The organism is Mesorhizobium sp. M0761, assembly GCF_040320205.1.
Lineage (GTDB): Bacteria > Pseudomonadota > Alphaproteobacteria > Rhizobiales > Rhizobiaceae > Mesorhizobium.
Window position 1 is genome coordinate 1 of the sequence record NZ_JAMYPF010000033.1, and the last position, 19,307, is coordinate 19,307.

Annotated in this window: 20 protein-coding genes and 1 pseudogene; 9 read left to right on the plus strand and 12 right to left on the minus strand. The window is 59.9% G+C overall.

All coding sequences use genetic code 11. The annotated features are described in order from the left end of the window. The 3 genes from NKI32_RS30460 to NKI32_RS30470 form a co-directional block, all read left to right on the plus strand. The coding region (locus tag NKI32_RS30460; RefSeq protein ID WP_352843250.1) for a transposase at positions 1-221 on the plus strand (221 nt) is incomplete at its 5' end. Between the two features lie 270 nt (positions 222-491). Further along, positions 492-722, plus strand: a complete 231-nt coding sequence (locus NKI32_RS30465) for a helix-turn-helix domain-containing protein (RefSeq protein WP_084566247.1) — start codon at positions 492-494, stop codon at positions 720-722. A 486-nt stretch (positions 723-1,208) separates the two neighbouring features. After that, on the plus strand, positions 1,209-1,925 hold the full coding sequence (locus NKI32_RS30470; RefSeq protein WP_352626147.1) for a tyrosine-type recombinase/integrase: 717 nt from the start codon (positions 1,209-1,211) through the stop codon (positions 1,923-1,925). Between the two features lie 401 nt (positions 1,926-2,326). Here the strand turns inward: NKI32_RS30470 and NKI32_RS30475 are convergent, their stop codons facing one another. The 8 genes from NKI32_RS30475 to NKI32_RS30510 all read right to left on the minus strand — a co-directional run bounded on the left by NKI32_RS30475 (position 2,327) and on the right by NKI32_RS30510 (position 9,690). After that, entirely contained in the window at positions 2,327-2,659 is a 333-nt protein-coding gene (locus NKI32_RS30475) for a hypothetical protein (RefSeq protein WP_023716370.1), read from the minus strand. Positions 2,660-2,721: 62 nt separating this feature from the next. Further along, a complete protein-coding gene (locus NKI32_RS30480) occupies positions 2,722-3,798 on the minus strand; it encodes an ABC transporter substrate-binding protein (protein WP_373432856.1) in 1,077 nt (358 codons plus the stop codon). Positions 3,799-3,902: 104 nt separating this feature from the next. Continuing rightward, a complete protein-coding gene (locus tag NKI32_RS30485) occupies positions 3,903-4,838 on the minus strand; it encodes an SMP-30/gluconolactonase/LRE family protein (protein WP_023716368.1) in 936 nt (311 codons plus the stop codon). A gap of 28 nt (positions 4,839-4,866) precedes the next feature. Then, positions 4,867-5,922 carry an ABC transporter permease gene (locus NKI32_RS30490; RefSeq protein WP_353005046.1) on the minus strand — a complete coding sequence of 352 codons (1,056 nt, stop codon included), beginning with the start codon at positions 5,920-5,922 and terminating at the stop codon, positions 4,867-4,869. A 20-nt stretch (positions 5,923-5,942) separates the two neighbouring features. Next, positions 5,943-7,439 (minus strand): sugar ABC transporter ATP-binding protein, encoded by a 1,497-nt coding sequence (locus NKI32_RS30495; protein WP_023716366.1) that lies wholly within the window; start codon positions 7,437-7,439, stop codon positions 5,943-5,945. An 85-nt stretch (positions 7,440-7,524) separates the two neighbouring features. Further along, complete coding sequence (locus NKI32_RS30500) at positions 7,525-8,409, minus strand: NAD(P)-dependent oxidoreductase (protein WP_023731657.1); 885 nt, start codon at positions 8,407-8,409, stop codon at positions 7,525-7,527. Beyond that, positions 8,406-8,984, minus strand: a complete 579-nt coding sequence (locus tag NKI32_RS30505; protein ID WP_023716364.1) for a gluconokinase — start codon at positions 8,982-8,984, stop codon at positions 8,406-8,408. The genes NKI32_RS30500 and NKI32_RS30505 overlap by 4 nt, the downstream gene beginning before the upstream one ends. After that, complete coding sequence (locus NKI32_RS30510; protein WP_031198706.1) at positions 8,953-9,690, minus strand: SDR family oxidoreductase; 738 nt, start codon at positions 9,688-9,690, stop codon at positions 8,953-8,955. The genes NKI32_RS30505 and NKI32_RS30510 overlap by 32 nt, the downstream gene beginning before the upstream one ends. Before the next feature lie 169 nt (positions 9,691-9,859). Here NKI32_RS30510 and NKI32_RS30515 point away from each other — a divergent pair, with 169 nt between their 5' ends. Both NKI32_RS30515 and NKI32_RS30520 read left to right on the plus strand, forming a co-directional pair. Then, entirely contained in the window at positions 9,860-10,780 is a 921-nt protein-coding gene (locus tag NKI32_RS30515; RefSeq protein ID WP_031198705.1) for a 2-hydroxyacid dehydrogenase, read from the plus strand. Positions 10,781-10,794: 14 nt separating this feature from the next. After that, entirely contained in the window at positions 10,795-11,826 is a 1,032-nt protein-coding gene (locus tag NKI32_RS30520; RefSeq protein WP_023716361.1) for an L-idonate 5-dehydrogenase, read from the plus strand. A gap of 40 nt (positions 11,827-11,866) precedes the next feature. On the opposite strand, the pseudogene NKI32_RS30525 reads toward NKI32_RS30520, so the two are convergent. From NKI32_RS30525 to NKI32_RS30540, 4 genes and pseudogenes are all read right to left on the minus strand, one after another. Next, positions 11,867-12,275 (minus strand): annotated as a pseudogene (locus NKI32_RS30525) (GlcG/HbpS family heme-binding protein). A gap of 38 nt (positions 12,276-12,313) precedes the next feature. After that, positions 12,314-13,354 (minus strand): LacI family DNA-binding transcriptional regulator, encoded by a 1,041-nt coding sequence (locus NKI32_RS30530; RefSeq protein ID WP_050589318.1) that lies wholly within the window; start codon positions 13,352-13,354, stop codon positions 12,314-12,316. A gap of 367 nt (positions 13,355-13,721) precedes the next feature. Beyond that, a complete protein-coding gene (locus NKI32_RS30535; RefSeq protein WP_353005049.1) occupies positions 13,722-14,900 on the minus strand; it encodes a lysozyme inhibitor LprI family protein in 1,179 nt (392 codons plus the stop codon). 93 nt (positions 14,901-14,993) lie between these two features. Further along, the gene (locus NKI32_RS30540; protein ID WP_352915254.1) at positions 14,994-15,404 is read right to left on the minus strand and encodes a helix-turn-helix domain-containing protein; all 411 of its coding nucleotides are present in this window, start codon (positions 15,402-15,404) and stop codon (positions 14,994-14,996) included. Positions 15,405-15,541: 137 nt separating this feature from the next. On the opposite strand from NKI32_RS30540, the gene NKI32_RS30545 reads away from it, so the two are divergent. From NKI32_RS30545 to NKI32_RS30560, 4 genes are all read left to right on the plus strand, one after another. Next, positions 15,542-16,660 carry a PDDEXK family nuclease gene (locus NKI32_RS30545; protein ID WP_353005052.1) on the plus strand — a complete coding sequence of 373 codons (1,119 nt, stop codon included), beginning with the start codon at positions 15,542-15,544 and terminating at the stop codon, positions 16,658-16,660. Between the two features lie 37 nt (positions 16,661-16,697). After that, complete coding sequence (locus tag NKI32_RS30550; RefSeq protein WP_353005054.1) at positions 16,698-17,075, plus strand: hypothetical protein; 378 nt, start codon at positions 16,698-16,700, stop codon at positions 17,073-17,075. A gap of 366 nt (positions 17,076-17,441) precedes the next feature. Then, positions 17,442-18,818, plus strand: a complete 1,377-nt coding sequence (locus NKI32_RS30555; RefSeq protein WP_353005056.1) for a site-specific DNA-methyltransferase — start codon at positions 17,442-17,444, stop codon at positions 18,816-18,818. Further along, positions 18,811-19,266, plus strand: a complete 456-nt coding sequence (locus NKI32_RS30560; RefSeq protein WP_353005058.1) for a DUF5681 domain-containing protein — start codon at positions 18,811-18,813, stop codon at positions 19,264-19,266. Before NKI32_RS30555 ends, NKI32_RS30560 begins: the two co-directional genes overlap by 8 nt. Positions 19,267-19,307 lie beyond the last annotated feature (41 nt).

Here is a 19,307-nt window from a genome sequence, read left to right on the forward strand (position 1 = left end):
ACCACAAGCATCTCAAATCCACCAACATGCTGGAGCGGCTCAACGAGGAAATCCGCCGGCGCACCTATGTCGTGCGCATCTTCCCCAATACCGAAAGCTGCCTGCGCCTGGTCAGGGCCTTGGCCGTCGAGACCAATGAAAACTGGATGGAGGCCAACCGATACATCAACATGGACGACCTGCGCGAGCACAAGAAGCTCGCTCTGCGCCAAGCCGCATGACCAGCATCATGGCTGCCCCATTTTGCAGAACTTGACGCACACAACCATGGTTGCCGATAGCCGCATGCCGAGGCCTAAGCTCATCAACAGTCGCACGATTTGGGATCGTGTCACCCTCGATATCGCTTTCTCCTCCCTGCCAGACAAAGATAACGGCCTCCAAGAACTGTTAGATCGGAGTAAGCAGAAGGCGGCAACAAGATAGGAAGCTACGCGCATTGCGTATACGCTGTGGGCGTAGTACCATTATCCTCCGAGTGGAATGATGACGTGAACGAGAATGACAAGCTTGCGCGAGATGTGAAAGCCTGGCGTTCGAAGGGAGGTTTCACTGCTGAGAGTGCAGCGAAGGTGTTGGGAATACCGAAACGCACATACGAGGGCATCGAGCAAGGTCGAGGTTTCCCGTACCCGAAACTCCTACGCGTTGCCCTCGAAAGCAAAAACCTTTCGCTTGAAGCGATGATAGAGGTCTCTCCGCATGTGAAAAAGCGGCGGTAGAGGACTGGAAGGAGGCCTAATCGCCCGGCCATTCAAGGATGACACTTTCCCCGGCGTTTCGTCGCGCCTCAAAAATGGAAAGACAGTCTATCGCTATCGTGCAAAGGGAATGCCTGAAATCCGCCTCCCCGGCCAGCCCGGTGATCCGGAATTCGAGGCTGCCTACAAAGGGCGCCCCAGAGCCAGGGCCTAAAGGCAATTATTATCGACCTACCCGGTCGGGCGTTGCCAAAGACGTTCGGTCATGCAGCGCGGCGACTTGAAGGGACTATGGAATGGCTGGACGAAGCAACGCAGCGGAAGAATGCCAGGCTGATTGAACGCTTCCTTCGGAGCAGGTCGAACCTGCCTACCCGCTGACTTGGCGCGATACGCCAGTAGGAACATCTCGACGCCGACCATCTGCGTGCGACTGTCGAAAGCGCCTTTGCCGCCAACCGGACGGTTGCCAAGCACCTGCTGGTCGCAATCAAGAAGCTCCTGTGGGTGGGGATCGAAGTTGAGAAATGGAGCAAACCGCAGAACAATCCCTCACTGTCGATCCGCGTCCGCATTCCTAAATCCACCACCAATCCCGCGTGGCCGGTCCCCATTCGTGAAAAGTTCGAGGCGCGCCATCCGATCGGCTCCCCGCCGCGCACCTGTTACACGCTCGCCTTTTGGCTCGGCAAGCGACGAGGCGATATCGCCTCGTTGCAATGGGACGATTTGGTTTTCGAGGAGATCGAACTGTTCGATGGCTCCCTAGGGGTGATCGAAGCCTTCGATTTCCGGCAGAAGAAGAACCGCAACCGTCACGGCGGTCGCGAGATGTTTATCCCCATCCTCGACAAGCTGGCGCAAGCCTTGGCGCCGCTCGACCGTTCGAAAGGCGGAACGGTACTGAAGAATGCCTATGGGCGTCCATTCGCGGAAAAGAGCCTCACCGGCATGATGGCACATTGGAACAAGCAGGCCGGCATTCCGGAGGGCTACACTCTCCACGGGCTACGCCGCACCTTCGGCACGTATCTCGCCGAATGCAACATCCAATCGCGTGCCATCATGGAGGCGATGGGGCATTCTTCCATGACGGTGACGGACGAATATGTCCGGCAGGCTAACAAGAAGCGAATGGCCGTCGACATAGCCCGCGCCATCAACGAGCGCGAGGCCAAACGCGATGCGATGAAGCAGCGAGCGGCCCTGCGCGTCGTCAAGTAAGTGAAATCAACCGACCATGAGCAGGGTCCCATATCGGGTGCCCTTTTCTTCGGGCCCATAATGGGCCCAAAACGTTTTGGGCCGAGGCATATCTTTAATAATGAAATCAATGGTTATGGTGGTGCTGGCAGTCATTGGCGAACCAGTCTCTGTCTGATTTTCCCTGTTAGCCGCCGAAAAACAGCGAATTTCGGCGATTTTCCGCGCTCAAGGCGAATTTGCGCCGGAATCTCGGCGCAGATTCAATGCCTTAGTAAGGGACTCCCGGCGCGGGCTAACAGCGAAATGATCGTGGCCCAACAGGGAAATCCAAACAGAACGGCGCTTCAAACTTGAACGTTCTGGCGATGTAGATGCCGGGGGCGTTTGCGAGATCTGGCAGAGACGTCGCCGTGCTCGATCTAGCCGGTTGGATACTCATTTGCCTCGAAGACATGATGATGAACGCGCCCAGTGAACATCTTCAGCAATTCCCCCGTCACGTCGCGGCTTTGAAATCTCACATCCGACTGAAGCGCCCGGTTGCAGGTGTCCATGTCGGGATAGCGAATGGCGAGAGCCATTGCGTAGACGGGAGCACCCTCGTCACGCGCGGTACCATCCAGGACGCGAACCTCTTGCGCCCCGGGAAATTGCGTCCACAGCGGCACCAGCTTCTCCTTGACAAAGTGCCGGAATTCGTTCTCACGCCCGGCATGGATTTCACCTTCGAAGAGGGCGTAGCGGATGATCATGTTGAAGTTCCTGATTGTCTGCATGGATGAGGGCGCATCGGTGATGCGCCCTCCTCGGTGGCCTATTTGCCCCAGATTTTCTTGTACTGATCGCGGTAGCCATTCTCCGGGTCGAAGGCGTTCTTCGGGCCGCCGTCGAACTCGACATTGTCGGCCGTCACCACATGCAGCGGCGACAGATAGCCCGACCATTTTTCACCGGCGATGGCGCGGTTCAGCTCGTCAACCAATTGCCAGCCCTGCAAGTTGAGCGGTTCGGCGACCGTGACCTTCTGGAACTGCCCGGCGCGGATGCGCTGATAGGCCGATTCCGAACCGTCGCCGGCGGCTACATTGATCGGCGCGTCGGTGCCGGCCTTGCCGGCAGCGGCAAGCGATGGTCCCATGAAGTCGAAATAGAGGTCGTTAATCGCCAGCGAATGCGTCCAGGCATCGCCGTATTTCTGCAAGAGCGAGGTGGTCAGCTGCGGCATGCGCTGCGAGGTCTCGGCGATCGGGGTGTCGACATATTCGAGCACCTTGCCGCCGAGCCGCTCGATTTCGGCCTTCATCTTGTCGGCCTTGGCGATGGCTATGGCGTAGGTCGAATCGGTGAAGATGACGACGCCGGGTTTGCCCTTGGCGTCGGCATAGGCCCAGTCGGCCGCAGCCGTCGAGACCTGCATGGCGTCGGTCGAGACGTTGGCGAACACGCCGCTCTTTTCGTCGGGTCCGATCACCGGTCCGGCATGCCAGGAAACCAGCGGGATTCCGGCGGCCTTCGCCTGTTCCAGCGCCGGCGCCTGCTCAATGGCGTCGAAACCGTTGATGACGATGCCATTCGGCTTCAGAGCCATCGCCTGGCCGAAGGCGGCGGTGCGGCCACCAATCGAGCCGGCGCCGTCGATCACCTTGACCTCCCAGCCAATCGCCTTGGCGGCTTCCTCGACGCCGGTGGTGACGCCCAGAATGCCGCCATTCTTGAGGTCGCCGGCGAGCACGACGATCGTCTTGCCCGGCTGGGCCTTCGGACCGGTGGCCGGGCCGTCCCAGGCGGTGACCTTCTGGGCATATTTTTCGACCACCGCCATGGCGTCGGCCATCGCGTCCGCCCGTGCCTGGCCGGCGAACAGGACCGGAGCAGCGATTGTGATGGCCATCAAGGCGATGGATGATTTTAGAAATGTTCTGCGTTGCATGTTGGTACCTCCCTTGGTTTCAAAAAAATTGTCTGGTCTTCCGGAACTCGATTTCGGGCGCCAAGTCACTGGCTGATTTGCCCAGCCACCGGGCCCAAACCGGCTGGATGCGCGTTGACATAGATGGAATAAAGCGACGTCTGGGCGGTGATGTAGAGCCGGTTGCGCTTCGGACCGCCGAAGCACAAATTGGAGACGATTTCGGGAACCAGGATGCGCCCGATCAGCGTCCCGTCCGGCGCGTAGACGCGAACCGCATCGGCACTGGAGGCCCAGATGTTGCCATCGCGATCGACGCGGAAGCCGTCGAAAAATCCTGCTTCGCATTCGGCGAGCGTGCCGTGCGACCGCAGCGAGCGTCCGTCCGCGGCGACATCATAGGTCTTGATCGCCCGCGGCAGGCCCTGAACATGGCTTGCGCCAGTATCCGACACGTAGAGGATGGTCTCGTCGGGCGAAAAGGCCAGCCCGTTCGGCTGCACCAGATCAGTGATGACGACACCCACCTCGCAGGTTGCTTCGTTGAACCGGTAGACATGGGACCCGCCGATCTCTGGTCGGGCAATCATGCCTTCATAGTGGCTGTCGATGCCGTACACGGGGTCGGTGAACCAGATCGTGCCATCGGATTTGACCACCACGTCATTCGGTGAATTGAACCGCTTGCCGTCGATGACTTCGACAAGCGACTGCCATCGCCCATCATGCTCAAGCCGGGAGATGCGTCGACCGCGATGGTCGCAAGCGACGACGCGGCCTTCACGATCGAGCGTATGGCCGTTCTGATTGTTGCAATGGGTTTCGAAGACACTGACCGAGCCGTCGCTTTCGTCGTAGCGCAGCAACCGGTCGTTCGGGATATCCGACCACAGCAAATGCCTTGCCGCCGGAACATAGACCGGTCCTTCCGCCCAGCGGCTCCCGGTCCACAGCCGTTCGAGCTTGGCATGCCCGATCGTCAGCTTTCGGAACCGGTCGTCCAGAATCTCGTAGTCGCTCATTCCACTATTCCCGGATGGGTTCGGCTGGTCACTTCGAGGGCTGCGTTGCGGTCTTGGTCCTGGCCCTGTTCGCCGCGCCGCGCTTGCGTTGGGCGTAACCGGCAATGCCGATGGCGACGAGCAGCGTCACGCCGTTGAACAGCGGTTCGACGAAGAACGAGCCACCGAACTGCTGGATGCCGGAAATGCCGACCGCCAGGATGACAACGCCGGTCATCGTGCCCCAGACATTGACGCGTCCGGGCTTGATGGTGGTCGAACCGAGAAAGGCGCCGACGAGCGCCGGCAGCAGATATTCCAGCCCGACGCTGGCCTGGCCGATGCGCAGCTTAGAGGCGAGCAGCACGCCTGTCAGCGCCGTCAGGAAGCCCGACGAGATGAAGGCACCGATGACGAAGCGGCGCACCGGAATGCCGTTCAGAGCCGCAGCCTTCGGGTTGGCGCCGATGGCATAGACGTAGCGGCCGATCGGCAGATATTCGAGGATGATCCAGAGTGCTGCGGCGATCGCCAGCACATAAAGGCCGGTGATAGGCAGCCCGAATACCATCGTGCCATTGAGGGCGTAAAAGCCGTTGGGCAGCACGCCGACCACTTGCCGGCCGCCGGTGTGCCAGAGCGCCAGCGCATAGAGCACGGTGCCGGTGCCGAGCGTGGCGATGAAAGAGTCGATGCGGGCAACTTCGACCAGTAGTCCGTTGAGGAAGCCGGTCGCAGCGCCGAGAAGCAGCACGATGATCACCGCCAGCGGCCACGGAACGCCGAACATGGTCTGCAGGCTGATGGCGAGAATGTGCCACAGCACGATGCCGTAGCCAACGGTGAGGTCGATGCGGCCAGAAGCCATCGGGATCATCGCCGCCAGCGACAGCAGCGCGATGATTGCTTTGTCGGAGATGATCGAGCGCAAATTGAGCAGGGTTGGAAAGGTGTTTGGCAGCAGGGTCGAAAACAAAAGGATCAGCAGCGCCGTCAGGATCACCAGCCCGTAGACCGGCAGCAGCCGGATGATTTTTTGCCCCAACGACAAGCCTGCCATTTCGCCACGGGTCGGTTCGAGTGCGCTGGATTCGATCGATTGCATGAGGTTCGCTCCCAGAAAGATCAGGCGGCTTCCGAAGCCGATGCCGCGGTGATCACGGCGGATGTGGTCAGGTCGTTACTGGTGAGTTCGCGCACGATCTGTCCGCGTGAAAACACCAGGGCGCGGTGGCAGATATGGGCGATCTCCTCGAAATCGGTCGACACCACGACGACGGCGAGGCCGGCTTCAAGTGCGCGGCCGATCAGCCGGTAGATCTCGGCCTTGGCGCCGACGTCGACGCCGGCGGTCGGGTCTTCGGCGATCAGCAACTTTCGGTCGGTGTGCAGCCAGCGGCCGACAATCACCTTCTGCTGGTTGCCGCCGGACAGTGCTTCGATCGGCAGGTTAGGATCGTTGGGGCGAAGCCCGACCGTCCCGCCGATCTCACGCGCCAGCGCCGCCTCCTTGTAGGGCGCCAAAAACGAGAACAGGCCACGCTTACCGGCGCCGGGATTGAGAAAACTGTTTTCGCGGATCGACAAGGAGGCTGCTATCGATTCCTCGGTCCGGTCGCGTGCGATGAGGCCGACGCCGGCCGACATTGCCGCGATCGGGCTCGACAGGTCGGGCACAACGCCATTGATCGTCACCGAGCCGGAGAAAACCTGACACCCGAACAGCGTCCGACCAACCAGTTCCTGCCCGGCGCCGCGAAGGCCGACCAGACCGAGCAGCTCACCCTTGCGCACGTCGAAAGAGACAGGGCCGGCACCGGCGCAGACCAGGTCACGGACCGTGCACACCGTTTCGCCGGCCTGCGTCTGAGCCTTGCTGAAAACCTGGTTCACCGGGCGACCAACGATCATCTCGACAAGTTCGTCCGGGCTGGTATCGGCGACTCTCTTCTGGCCGACCAGCCTGCCGTCGCGCAGCACGGCGACCCGGTCGGCGATGCGGAAGATCTCGTCGAGCCGATGCGAAACGTAGATCATACCGACACCGCGTTGCTTGAGCGGGCGGATGGCGTCGAACAGCCGCTCGACTTCGTCAGCGGGAAGACTGGCTGTCGGCTCGTCGAGCACCAGCACATCGGCCTCGGTGGCCAGGGCGCGGGCGATGGCAACCAGCGACTTTTCGGTGCGCGTCAGATCCTGAACGCGTGTCGTCGGATCGAAATCGCATCCGACCAGCTTGAGCGCCTCACGCGCTCTCGCCTCGGTCGATCGCCAGTCGATGAGCCCCGAGCGGAGCGAAAAGCCTTGGGCCAAGCCGACATTCTCGCCGACCGTCATCCATTCGATGAGACCGAGATCCTGATGGATGAAGGCGACGGGCTGGCGGTGGTTCGGCTGCGGCGGACGATGGTGATAGGGCTCGCCGCGAAACAGGATGCTGCCGCCGTCCGGCCGGTGGATGCCGGCGAGCGTCTTGATCAGTGTCGACTTGCCGGCGCCGTTCTCGCCAAGCAGCGCCAGGATCTCGCCCTTGTGCAGATCGAGCGACACGTCGGAGATCGCGCGGGTGCCGCCGAACTCCTTGGTAATCGACTTGAACTCGATCAGTTTTTCCTCGGTCACAATGCGTTCCTCCCAAGATCGCCCCAATGATGTTATCGATAACATTTCTAAGCGTCAAGCGACGACGAAAATTCAGGCCAGCCAATCAACTGGTCTTGCCGTCGAGCAGAAGCATCATCTCAGCCGAATCCCTTGGCCCCAGCCCTGCGGCGCAAAGCAGACGGTGGATCTCTACCACCTGCCCGGTCATTGGCATCGGGGTCTTGGTTTTCAGCGCGAAGGCCTGCAGCGAATCCAGATCCTTCAGCATATTATCGATGCGGCCGGTCGGCGAAAAATCGCGGGCAGCGAATTTTGCCATGAACTCCTGCATAATGCTGGAGTCGGCCCGCCCGCCCTTGAGTGCCGCGGGGATTGCCTTCGCATCGACGCCGCCGGCCTCAGCAAGCTTGACCGCTTCGGCGACGGCCTGAAACAGCACCGCGCAGAAGAGCTGGTTGATCAGCTTGGTCGTCTGGCCTGCCCCGCTCGGTCCCATCAAGGTGTAGTTGGCGCAGAGATGCTGCATCACCGTGCGCGCGTGTTCGAAGTCTGCCGCCTCACCGCCCGCCATAACGGTCAGCCGGCCGGCCAGCGCGCCGGGAACGCCGCCCGAAAGCGGGCAGTCGAGCCATCTCATGCCGGTCTCGGCAGACAGCTTCCCGGCCATCTGCGCGGTGTCGACAGGATCGATCGAAGACATGTCGATCAGCAGCTTTTCCGACGACGCCGCAGCCGCCACACCACCATCGCCAAACACCACCGAACGCACGATATTGGCATGGTTGAGACTGAGGATGACGAAGCTGCTCTCCCGCGTTGCTTCGGCAACCGACACGGCCGCAGCCGCACCCTTTGCAGTCAGCGCTGCAACCTTGACCTTGTCCAGATCGAACACCGTCACGGCTAGCCCAGTCTCGATCAGGCGGGTGGCGATCGCCGACCCCATGATGCCGGCGCCGACAACGGCGACTTTTGTTGGTTGCGTCATTTCAACGTGCCTTTTTCCTTGATCCCGGCAGGGTCGACCCCAAGTGCACCCAGGCCCTGCAACACTCTATCGGCTATCGTGTCGACAGGCGCGTCGATGTCCACTGTGACCACCAGCGGCTCGTCGCCTGGATGCTCCAGGGTGGCGAACTGGCTGTCGAGCAGCGCCGGTGGAAAGAAGTGGCCGCGGCGCGCGGCTAGCCTGGCTTGCAGCAGCGAATGCGACCCCTCCAGGAATACGAAAACCAGCGATTCGCCCGCCGCATCGCGAAGCCTATCGCGATAGGGTTTCTTCAACGCGGAACAGCTGACGACTAGCCCGCGACCCTCCTCACGAGCCTGGCGCAAGGCTGCGCCGACCAGATCCAGCCAAGGCAATCGATCGCAGTCTGCAAGCGGTATGCCCGCCGACATCTTTTCGACATTGCTGCGCGGATGCAGCGTATCGCCTTCAACGAAGGCAAGGCCAAGCCGCGCGGCGATCTCGACGCCAACTTTGGTCTTGCCGCAGCCGCTGACACCCATCACGACGATGAGCGCGGGTTCAAAGGCAGGTCGTGATGCCACCGTCGACATAGAGCGTGTGTCCATTGACAAAGGATGAGGCCGGTCCCGACAGAAAGATCGCCGCGCCGACCAATTCGCCGACATCGCCCCAACGACCCGCCGGTGTGCGGTTGGTCAGCCACGCCGAAAATTCGGGATTGTCGACCAGCGCCTGGTTGAGCGGCGTCTTGAAGTAACCCGGCGCGATGGAATTGATCTGCAAGCCATGCTTCGCCCAATCGGCACACATGCCGCGCGTCAGGTTGCGCACAGCGCCTTTCGTGGCCGTATAGGGCGCGATGTTCGTCCGTGCCAGTTCGCTTTGCACCGAGGCGATGTTGATGATCTTGCCGCGCCGCCGCAGGATCATGTGCCGCGCCACCGCTTGTCCCACGAAGAACACGCTGGAGATGTTCGTGCGCAAGAGTTCCTCCCATTTGTCAGCGGGGAAATCCTCGAGCGGCATTCGGAACTGCATGCCGGCATTGTTGATAAGGATATCGATGGCGCCGATAGTCGCCTCGATCTCCGCGACGCCGTTCGCCACCGCTGCATGATCAGTGACGTCGAAGACGGCGCTATGGGCCTTATGTCCCTTCGCTGTCAGTGCATCCGCAGCCGTTTTCATTTTTTCGGCGCTGCGTCCGTTGAGCACGATTTCGGCGCCGTGCTGCGCCAACCCCTCGGCCAGCGCCAGGCCGATCCCTTGCCCCGAGCCGGTGACAAGCGCCCGCATGCCGGTCAAATCGAACAACGAACTGCCCAAACGCTCCTCCTGAGCAATGTTTCCTGGAGCGGCCACGATTTCCAACGCACCTGCCGCCAGTCCCTATTGACATGAATGTTATCGATAACATAGTCAATTGGAAAAATGCACAGGAGATGACGCCGTGACCGACATTTTGATGACAGGTCCCTATCCGGATTGGGACATGGGAGATCTTGAAGCGAAATATCGCGTCCATAAACTTTGGCAGTCCGAGGACAAGGACGCGCTGCTCTCAAGCCACGCCGGCGCGATCCGCGCCATAGCTACGCGCGGCGAGCTTGGCGCAAGTGCTGCGCTGATGGCGAAGCTGCCGCAGCTTGAAATCGTTTCCTGCTACGGCGTGGGCACCGACGCCATCGACCTTGCCTATGCCAAGGCGAATGGCATTCGTGTCACCAATACACCTGATGTTCTAACCGAGGACGTAGCCGATATCGGCATCGGGCTGCTGCTCGCCGTGGCGCGAAAAATCCCGCAGGCCGACGCCTACGTGCGCGATGGAAGCTGGCGCAAGGGCAATATGGGGCTGGTCACGCGTGTCTGTGGAAAAAGGCTGGGCATTGTCGGCATGGGCCGCGTCGGTGCGGCGGTGGCGAAGCGCGCCGCTGCATTCGACTGCACGATTTCTTATTTCGACAACCGCAAGCGCGACGATCTTCCTTATACGTTCGTCAGCGATCTGCTCGAACTGGCGAGCGATAGCGAATTTCTGATCGTAACGCTCGCCGGCGGCGAAAGCACGAAACACATGATTAATGCGTCGATGCTGGCAGCGCTCGGAGCAGACGGTATTGTCATAAACATTTCGCGCGGCAGCACGATCGACGAGATTGCGTTGCTCGCGGCCCTGGAATCCAGTGCCATAAAGGGTGCCGGGCTCGACGTGTTCTGGAACGAGCCAACCATCGACGAGCGCTTCCTGAAGCTTGCCAACGTCGTGCTGCAACCGCACCACGCCAGCGGCACGGTGGAGACCCGCAAGGCCATGGGTCAGCTCGTTCGCGACAATCTCGCGGCTCATTTCGGCGGACAGGCCTTGCTGACACCGGTCGTCTGAGAAAGGATCCCATCATGAAGTCGATCGTCATCCATGCGGCAAAAGACCTGCGGGTCGAGGAGACCGATCCGGGCTCCCCTGGCGACGGACAGGTCGAGATCGCGGTCGAAGCCGGCGGCATCTGCGGCTCGGACCTGCACTACTACAATCATGGCGGCTTCGGCGCGATCCGCCTGCGCGAACCGATGATCCTCGGCCACGAAGTCGCTGGCACGGTGAAAGCCGTGGGCAGCGGCGTTTCCGCGTTTGCCATTGGTGACCGCGTCGCGATCTCGCCCAGCCGTCCCTGCAATACCTGCCGCTACTGTCTGCAAGGCATGCAGAACCAGTGCCTCAACATGCGCTTCTATGGCAGTGCCATGCCGATGCCGCATATACAGGGCGCGTTCCGCCAGCGCCTTGTCGCCGAGGCGTGGCAGTGCCACAAAATCGCCGACCATATCTCCATCAACGAGGCCGCTTTCGCCGAGCCTTTTGCGGTTACGCTGCATGCCATGAACCGCGCCGGCTCGCTGCTCGGCAAGCGGGTTCTGGTCACCGGCAGCGGGCCGATCGGCGCGCTTTGCATCCTTGCCGCACGCGTCCACGGCGCGCGCGAGATCGTCGTCACCGATGTCATAGACGCCGTGCTGGCCAAGGCCCTGGAGATCGGCGCCGACCGTACGATCAATGTCGCGACCAATGGCGAAAAGCTCGCCGCTTACAATGTCGACAAGGGCAGTTTCGATGTGATGCTCGAGGCCTCCGGCAACGAGCGCGCTGTGCGTGCAGGGCTCGATGTGATCAAGCCGCGCGGCGTGCTCATACAGCTCGGTCTCGGCGGCGATCTGTCGATCCCGCAGAACCTCATCGTCGCCAAGGAGATCGAGATGCGCGGCACTTTTCGTTTCCACGACGAGTTCGCCCTAGCGGTCGACCTGATCAATCACCGCCGGGTGGATGTCAAACCACTGCTGACCGGCATCTATCCTCTCGACGAGGCTGTCGCGGCTTTCGACATCGCCGGTGACCGAAACAAATCCATGAAGGTTCAGATCGCGTTCTGAAGATCCTTCGGTTGCGCTGGAGGCGCATCGGCACATCGCCTTAAATCACGTCGGCGCCAATCGCCGCCAGCGCGGCGCGTGCCACATCGAAATCCTGATCGCCGGTTCCCGAACCGACGCCGATGCCGCCCGCAGAAGCGGATCGGCAAGCCCCCGGGCAAATTGGTCACGCCGCCCTGCGAAGCGATACCGGCTGAGAGCGCCGCTTCGAACGCCATGCCGCCGGTAGCGGCGTTTATTGACGCTGCGGTGCGCGCCTTCGCCTGCGCCGTACGCATGCTGAGGAACCGCGCGCCATCCATGCGCAGGCTGGCGAGGACTTCGCCGCTCGCATCGACGACCACGAGACATTGCGGCACGCCCATCGTGACGGCGCGCGCTGCTCCGGCTGCAACGGCCTTCAAAGCACCGTGATGCGTGAGGGTGATGGTCTCGCGAAACATCGCTATTGGGCTGCCCTTCGCTGCGTTTGAATCGATGCAGGAACTCAGGTGCTTTCGCGCTCGACGACGCGATAGCCGGTGAGCACGATTTCTTGGCCGTGTCGTTTCTCGTCGCCTCGGATCACCTGGATCAATCTGCGAGCGGCCTGTTGCCCGATCCCGTAGCAGTCGACATTCACGGTGGTGATGCCGGGATGGCAAAAGGCGGCTACCTCGTAGTCGCCGAAGCCGGCAATTGCGATGTCCTGCGGGATCCGCATGCCCCGGCGCTTGCATTCCATCAGTGCGCCGAAGGCCGAAAGGTCCGAAACGCAGAGTACGGCTTGCGTGTCCGGCCAACGCTCCAGCATGCTGACGACGGCCTGGCCGCCCTGCTCGATGGATATCGGCGGCACGCCAAAGGAAACGAGGCGCCCGGTCGGCAGGCCGAGCTCCTCAATGGCTCTGACAAAGCCTTCGCGCCGCTGGCTGCCGCGCGTGTCGCGCGAGGTCGTGCCACCGATGTAACAGAATTTTCGGTAACCCTTCCTGGCGAGCGTCTTGACGAGAAGCCCCATCGCCTCCTCGTTGGAGAACCCAACCACTTGATCGATCGGCTTTACCGGCAACTCCCAGGTTTCGACTACTGGAATTCCGGCGTTCTTCAAAAGGCGGCGGGCGCGATCCGTGTGAGCGCCGCCGGTTAGGATAATGCCTTCCGGCCGCCGACGGAGCATCGCTTCGATCAACCGTTCTTCCTTCTCAGCCGTGTAGTCGGTGTAGCCGAGCAGAAGTTGCAGCCCCGTGCTTTCAAGCTCGTCGGTAATGCCGCGAGCGGTGTCAGCGAAGTTGGAATTGTTGATCGACGGGACGATAGCCGCAACGAACCCTGTCTTGCGCGAGGACAGGCTGCCGGCTGACTGGTCAAGCACATAACCAAGGTCGTTGACCGCGACCATGATTTTTTCCCGTGTCGCCTTGGAAACCCGGCTGCCCTCTTTCAGTGCGCGTGAAACGGTCATGGTGGACACACCTGCCCGCAGGGCCACGTCAACCATAGTTGGCGCATGGTTATTGCCGGACGTTGAGGACACTGCCTTGGCCATCAAGCCACTCCGGCGGTTGCTCGCGCCGCGAACGTTTCACGCTTCGCGAAACGGCTTACCTGGTCTCTATTCGCCTTCATGAACCACCTCCGGAACCCGATACCAAAAACATGTTATCGATATCATGAGGGACTGGCAATAACTGGAGACCCGGGTGAGGCGCGGCGGTGTCAATATTGGCTTTCGGCTGCTGTTGGGTGTGTCTGTAAGCACGATGAGCGTTTCGGGCCATCCCAAATCGCCCTTCCAGCTGCGGTCAAAGAATCTCTGTCTTTAGATTGAAGAGATTCGAGCATCCAGTTGTGATAGGTGTAGGAACGAGCGTTTTGCGACCGAGGCAGGCGAACGCCACTTGGGCCTTTGAACCTCACTGCCCATTCACCGGCACCGATACGTCGATATCCTTCATCAGCTGGAATCGGTCGTCGTAGGAGCGATTGAGACAGGCTCTGCTCCCACCGCACGCATTCCGGTGCTGTAGCCATTCGCGTTGGTTGGCTAGCAGGGATTTGCGAACGTTCACATTGTTCGAGCCCCGGATATATCGGTAGATTGCATTCATTGCCCGGTCCTTGGCCCACAAGTGGTCGTCAGAGCACAGCGCGTTCTCAGTTGCCGTCGTCGCTTTCGAGCAATCGAAACTTGGGCTGCCAATACCGGTTGGCTGCTGGTGGTCTGCCATGAACGCAACGGTTTCCAAGCAGACGAAGAGAGCTCCTCGGCTCTTTAGTGCCGACTTCACCTCGTCGAGCATCGGCGTCCATAAGCCTATCCAGTTCTCCTTACCGGCAATGCGATTCCCTTCATCAAAGGCTTCCCTGACAGCCCGATCGATAACGTCCTCGTCTGGTTGGAAAAACTCCGCGCAGCGTGACTGCAAGAGCGTGTAGGACACGAACCGATCGGCAAAGACGTCCGCAGTCGGCGCGTCACTCGGGGTGCTCAGTTGCCCGCTGTCCTGTTCAAAAACATCGATGCCGAGAGCTCTCGCACTTTCCGAGGAAAGGAGCCGCACCTCGGTTGGCCCAGCAATCGTGAAGAAGCGAATAGCTTCGATACGAAGTCCAAGATGGGTCAGATACGATCCGACCTCGGCGTTCGCGACCCCGCTCTCTTTGTACTGGCCGTTCTCTTCCGTATAGGCCGCATGGAATCCGATCTTCGAGGTGGGCGACATATAGCGGCGAACACCAGCGACCCAAATCAAACCACATGCCGAGTAGCATTCTCCATCTGCACCCACCGATGTCACATAGCTGCTGAGACGGATTCTGGCCCCAATTTGGAGCGCTTCCTCTATCAAGCCTCCGGGGCTTTGGAGGAGAACGAGGACACGCCCGCGGTTCAGCGTAAGATCGTAAAAGCGATCAGCATCGCCCTGAACGATCTCGCCCGAAACGCCAATGATATCGACTGTGCCATTGGAGTCGATAAGTTGAATATCCGCCGCCGCTGCGCGCCCCGAGATCAGCGCAAAGGCCAACCACGCGCTGAAGAATGCCCATCGCATAAGAAACGGAGAACCCCCTGCTGCCCAAAATTCCATGTAGCAAATCGAACGGCCGGATCAAGCGCCACTAAAGGCGTTGTCGATCAAATCTGAAGCCTGGCATAACAGATCGAGCTGTTCGCTCAATCGCTAGCCCAATTGCCTCAGCGCCTTCACCTGCTCCACCGCAAGTTTGACAAGCCGCGGTGCCAATTGGCGTGCGGTTTCGAGGAGTTCGGCCTCCAGTTCCGCCCGCTCGCGCGAAATTGTGCGTCTCTTTTCCAAACCTTCGAAGAAATCCGTCAGCGGTACGTTGAGCACGCGAGCAAGCTCTGCAAGCGTCTCGATGTTGGGAAGTTGTTTGCCGCGCTCAATGTTCGAGATGCTCTCTGGCGTGCGGCCAACGCGGTCAGCCAGAACCTCCTGACTGAAGTTGGCGCCGCGCCGCGCAGCTTGATCTCGGGCGACTATAGTCCGCTTTAAAGAGTCGCTCATACTCGAGGCGTGACTTCGGTATTTCGAGTTGACAACGAAGTCAGCTTCAGCATTGGTCGTCGCCATGAAGTCTACTTCGTATCTCTTGAAAAACATGAACAGTGACGTAAGGGGCACCAATCAGAAATGAGCGCCTTGCTTCTATCCGCAGGAGCGCGACGCCGCTGACCCGCCACTCACTCCTTCGGAGCACGGGGGCGCCCATGCCACACAGCTACGATGAGCACTGGCTTCGCGACCTCTTGTTTCGGCATCCTGAGCTGTTGGTCGCCGATCGCCTTAGCAGCGGGCTTCACGAGGTGGTTCCGCTATGTTGCGAACTCGCCATACCTCGCATGGGCGGAACAGTCTTTGCCGACCTTTTACGGGTGACCAGGACCGGCCGGCTGGTCGTTGTCGAATGCAAACTTTGGCGCAATCCGCAATCGCGCCGCGAGGTGCTGGCGCAAATTCTTGAATATCCTGCTCTGTTGCGACGCTGGAGTTTCGGCGATCTGACTTCAGCGCTCAAATGCAAGCTGGCCAGTGCCGAGCCCAATCCGATCTACGCCGTGGCAGGACACCTATGGCCGGACCTGGAGGAAGCGGCATTCGTTGATGCGGTGACGAGGTCCCTGAAGCTCGGCGATTTCCAACTCATTGTCGCAGGCGACGGTATTCGCTCCGAAACGCATGCAATAACCGATCACCTGAACTCCCAGAGCGTGGGACTAGCGCAATTGGCACTCCTGGAAATTCAGCTTTGGCAAGCGGCTTCCGGGAACATCCTGGTTGTGCCGACGGTGCCATTGCGGACCGAGATTCTACAGCAAAGAGTTTTGGTCGACGTTAGTGGCTTGCCGCTTCAACTGGAAAGCCAAGAAATCGCAATCACCCTCCCCGCTGAAACCATGGAGAGTATTGTCGATCCAGAACGAGGTAGCCGTCGAGCAACCAACCGCGCCTTCTGGCAACGGTTTATCGAACGGACTCAGTTCGACCATCCCGATCAATTGCCACCACGCCATGGCGGAGACAATTGGGTGAGGATACCTCTGCCCGAACCAATCGGCTGGCTGACCGGTTTTCGCTCGACCGGCGCCAACGGCGAGGTCTGCCTGTTTCTAGCTTTTCGCGATGAAGACGGTCAGACGCTATTTGACGAATTCAACAATGACATCGCAGGATTGCGCGCTGAAAGCGGTCTTGACGTGATCGTGAGGTTTAAATCCTCTGCACCAATCATGCGGAAATCGGCGTGTTCAAGCTGCGGTCGACTTTCCTCGGCGATGAACAGCAACTCGACTGGCTCTGCGATGCAGCAAATCGGTTCGTCTCGCTAATGCGGCCTCGGCTCAGTGTGCTCGCGGAGGCTGCCGAATGACGCGGCTTCTCAAATGGGAGCGGCTGGCCTTGAGGGGAGACTTCTCGGCCATCCCGACTCCCTTCACCTTCCATCAGACGGACCGCTTTGCTCACTTTCTGAACGGGTGTGAGGTAGCCGGGGGACTGGACTTTCTTGCCAATCGTTCGAACGCGATGTCGGCGCATGCCCGAAAGGCCGGCAGATGGGAAGGCGATGCGCTGGATCTCTGGCTTTGCCTCTTCTTCCACCACCGAGCACATCGTCACATGGGCTCACCGTGTAGTGACCCAATGCTCGACGAACTTTGCGAAGCCCTGCGGACCGCGCTCACCCAGTTGAGTCCTGAAGAAGCAAAGGGGCTGGCATCGCGCCTTGCCCAGAATGCTGTCTAAATCAGTTCTCGGAATCGGCCTGATCGATGTGCTCCTGAATATCGGGCCGTTCGCAGTCCGGTCCTTTCCATGCTCGTGCGAAACGCGACCGACCAGTCATGGAAACTGACCTCCAAAACATGTTTGGCGTGAAATAGCACCAGAACAGACTGCCAGAATATTTTGCCGATGGTAGGAAGCAGTTCACGGTTGCGGCAAAATATCTTGTTGGCCTAGATCTAGGCCGCCGTGCATGAAATGCTGTCACAAAGCCGTTTTCCGAATACATTTCGGTGAACGGCGCATTTTTACTCTATTCGTGAATCACAATTTGAGATTCTTGGGCATGTCGCGCTCGCTGTCCGGCGCCCAATACCAGAGGATCTCATGCCCACCAACATCAACACCGTTTCGATCGACGCCCTCATCCCTTACTCCAAAAACGCGCGTATGCATTCCAAGAAGCAGATCAAGCAAATTGCCGACAGCATCCTGGAGTTCGGCTTCACCAACCCGGTCCTGATCGACGAGAGCAACAACGTGCTTGCCGGCCATGGCCGTCTTGCCGCGGCGCGCCTGCTGGGGTGGAAGGAGGTGCCTACCCTTTCCATCACTCATCTCAATGAGAAGCAGAAGCGCGCCTATATCGTTGCGGACAACCGCATCGCCGAGAGGGCCGGCTGGGACAAGGAAATCCTGGCCATCGAACTTCAGGCTCTGGTCGATTTGGATTTCGACGTGGGCCTCACTGGCTTCGAGATCCCTGAAGTCGATCTTATCATCGGCGAGTTCTCGCCCAACAACAAGGACGATGCCGACGAGGAGGATGAGGTTGCGCTACCGGACAAGGCGGCGGGTCCTGCGGTCGCTCGAGCGGGCGATCTATTCCTGCTTGGAGGTCATCGCCTGATCTGTGGCAACGCACTCTCGGCCGAAGTCTTCGCAGCGCTGATGCAGAATGAAAAGGCATCGATGTGTTTTACCGATCCGCCCTACAACGTTCCAATCGGCGGGCATGTCACCGGATTGGGCAAAACTCAGCATCGCGAGTTCGCAATGGCCTCCGGCGAGATGTCCGAGAACGAGTTCGCCGGGTTTTTAGAACAGTCGTTCGCGCAGATCGCCGCTTTTTCCAAACAGGGTGCGATCGCGTTCGTCTGCATGGACTGGCGCCACATCGCAGAGACCATTGGGGCTGGCAAAGAAACCTTCGGCAACCTGCTTAACCTATGTGTGTGGAACAAGACCAACGCGGGCATGGGCAGCCTCTACCGTTCGCAGCATGAGCTCGTGCTGGTGTTCAAGAACGGCAAGGAACCACACCGCAACAACGTCGAACTCGGCAAGCACGGTCGTCACCGCAGCAACGTCTGGACCTATCGCGGCATCAACAGCTTTGGCGCCGATAGGATGACGGACTTGGAAGCCCACCCAACCGTCAAGCCGATCAATCTGGTTGCCGATGCGCTGCTCGACGTCAGCAAGCGCGGTGACGTCGTCCTCGATCCATTCGGAGGCTCGGGAACCACGTTGCTTGCAGCGCAAAAGACCGGTCGCACAGCGCGCCTGATCGAGATCGATCCTCACTACTGCGATCTCATCATTCGACGTTTCGAGAGGCACACTGGAAAGCCTGCCACGCTTGCAGCTACCGGTGAGACTTTCGAGGAACTAAGCGAGCAGCGCATTCAGGCCAACATCGATGCGTCCTCGAACTTGTCGGCGGCCACGGAAATCAAGACCGCGGAGGCGTGTTGTGAGTAACCGTGGAAGAGGAAGGAGCAAAGAACCCGACGACTACGAAGTCGGTTACGGCAAACCGCCGACTGAGCATCGCTTCGCGAAAGGCCAGTCAGGCAACCCGAAAGGCCGACCGAAGGGAAAGAAGAACATCAGAACCATGATAAGTGACACGCTCTTCGCTCCGATCCCGATCCAGCAGAATGGCAGGACCACGACTGTCCCTGCGCTAGAAGCCATCCTGCTCAAGATGCGCAACAATGCGCTTGCTGGCGACTACAGGTCGGCAGTGCAGGCTCTTCAACTCGGCATGAGGGCGGTCGAGCCCGATGAAGCCAGCGAAGCTGGTGCGGAAGCCGGTCCGCTCGATCCGCAAACGATGATCGGGTTGATGCGCGACTATCTCGATCACCAGCCAACTGACGGGGGTGAAAGCAGCAACAGCGACTTGGCCGCCGACGAGAAAGAGTGACAATGAACACGCAGTTTCTCGAGCCGCAGCGGCCAGCGTCG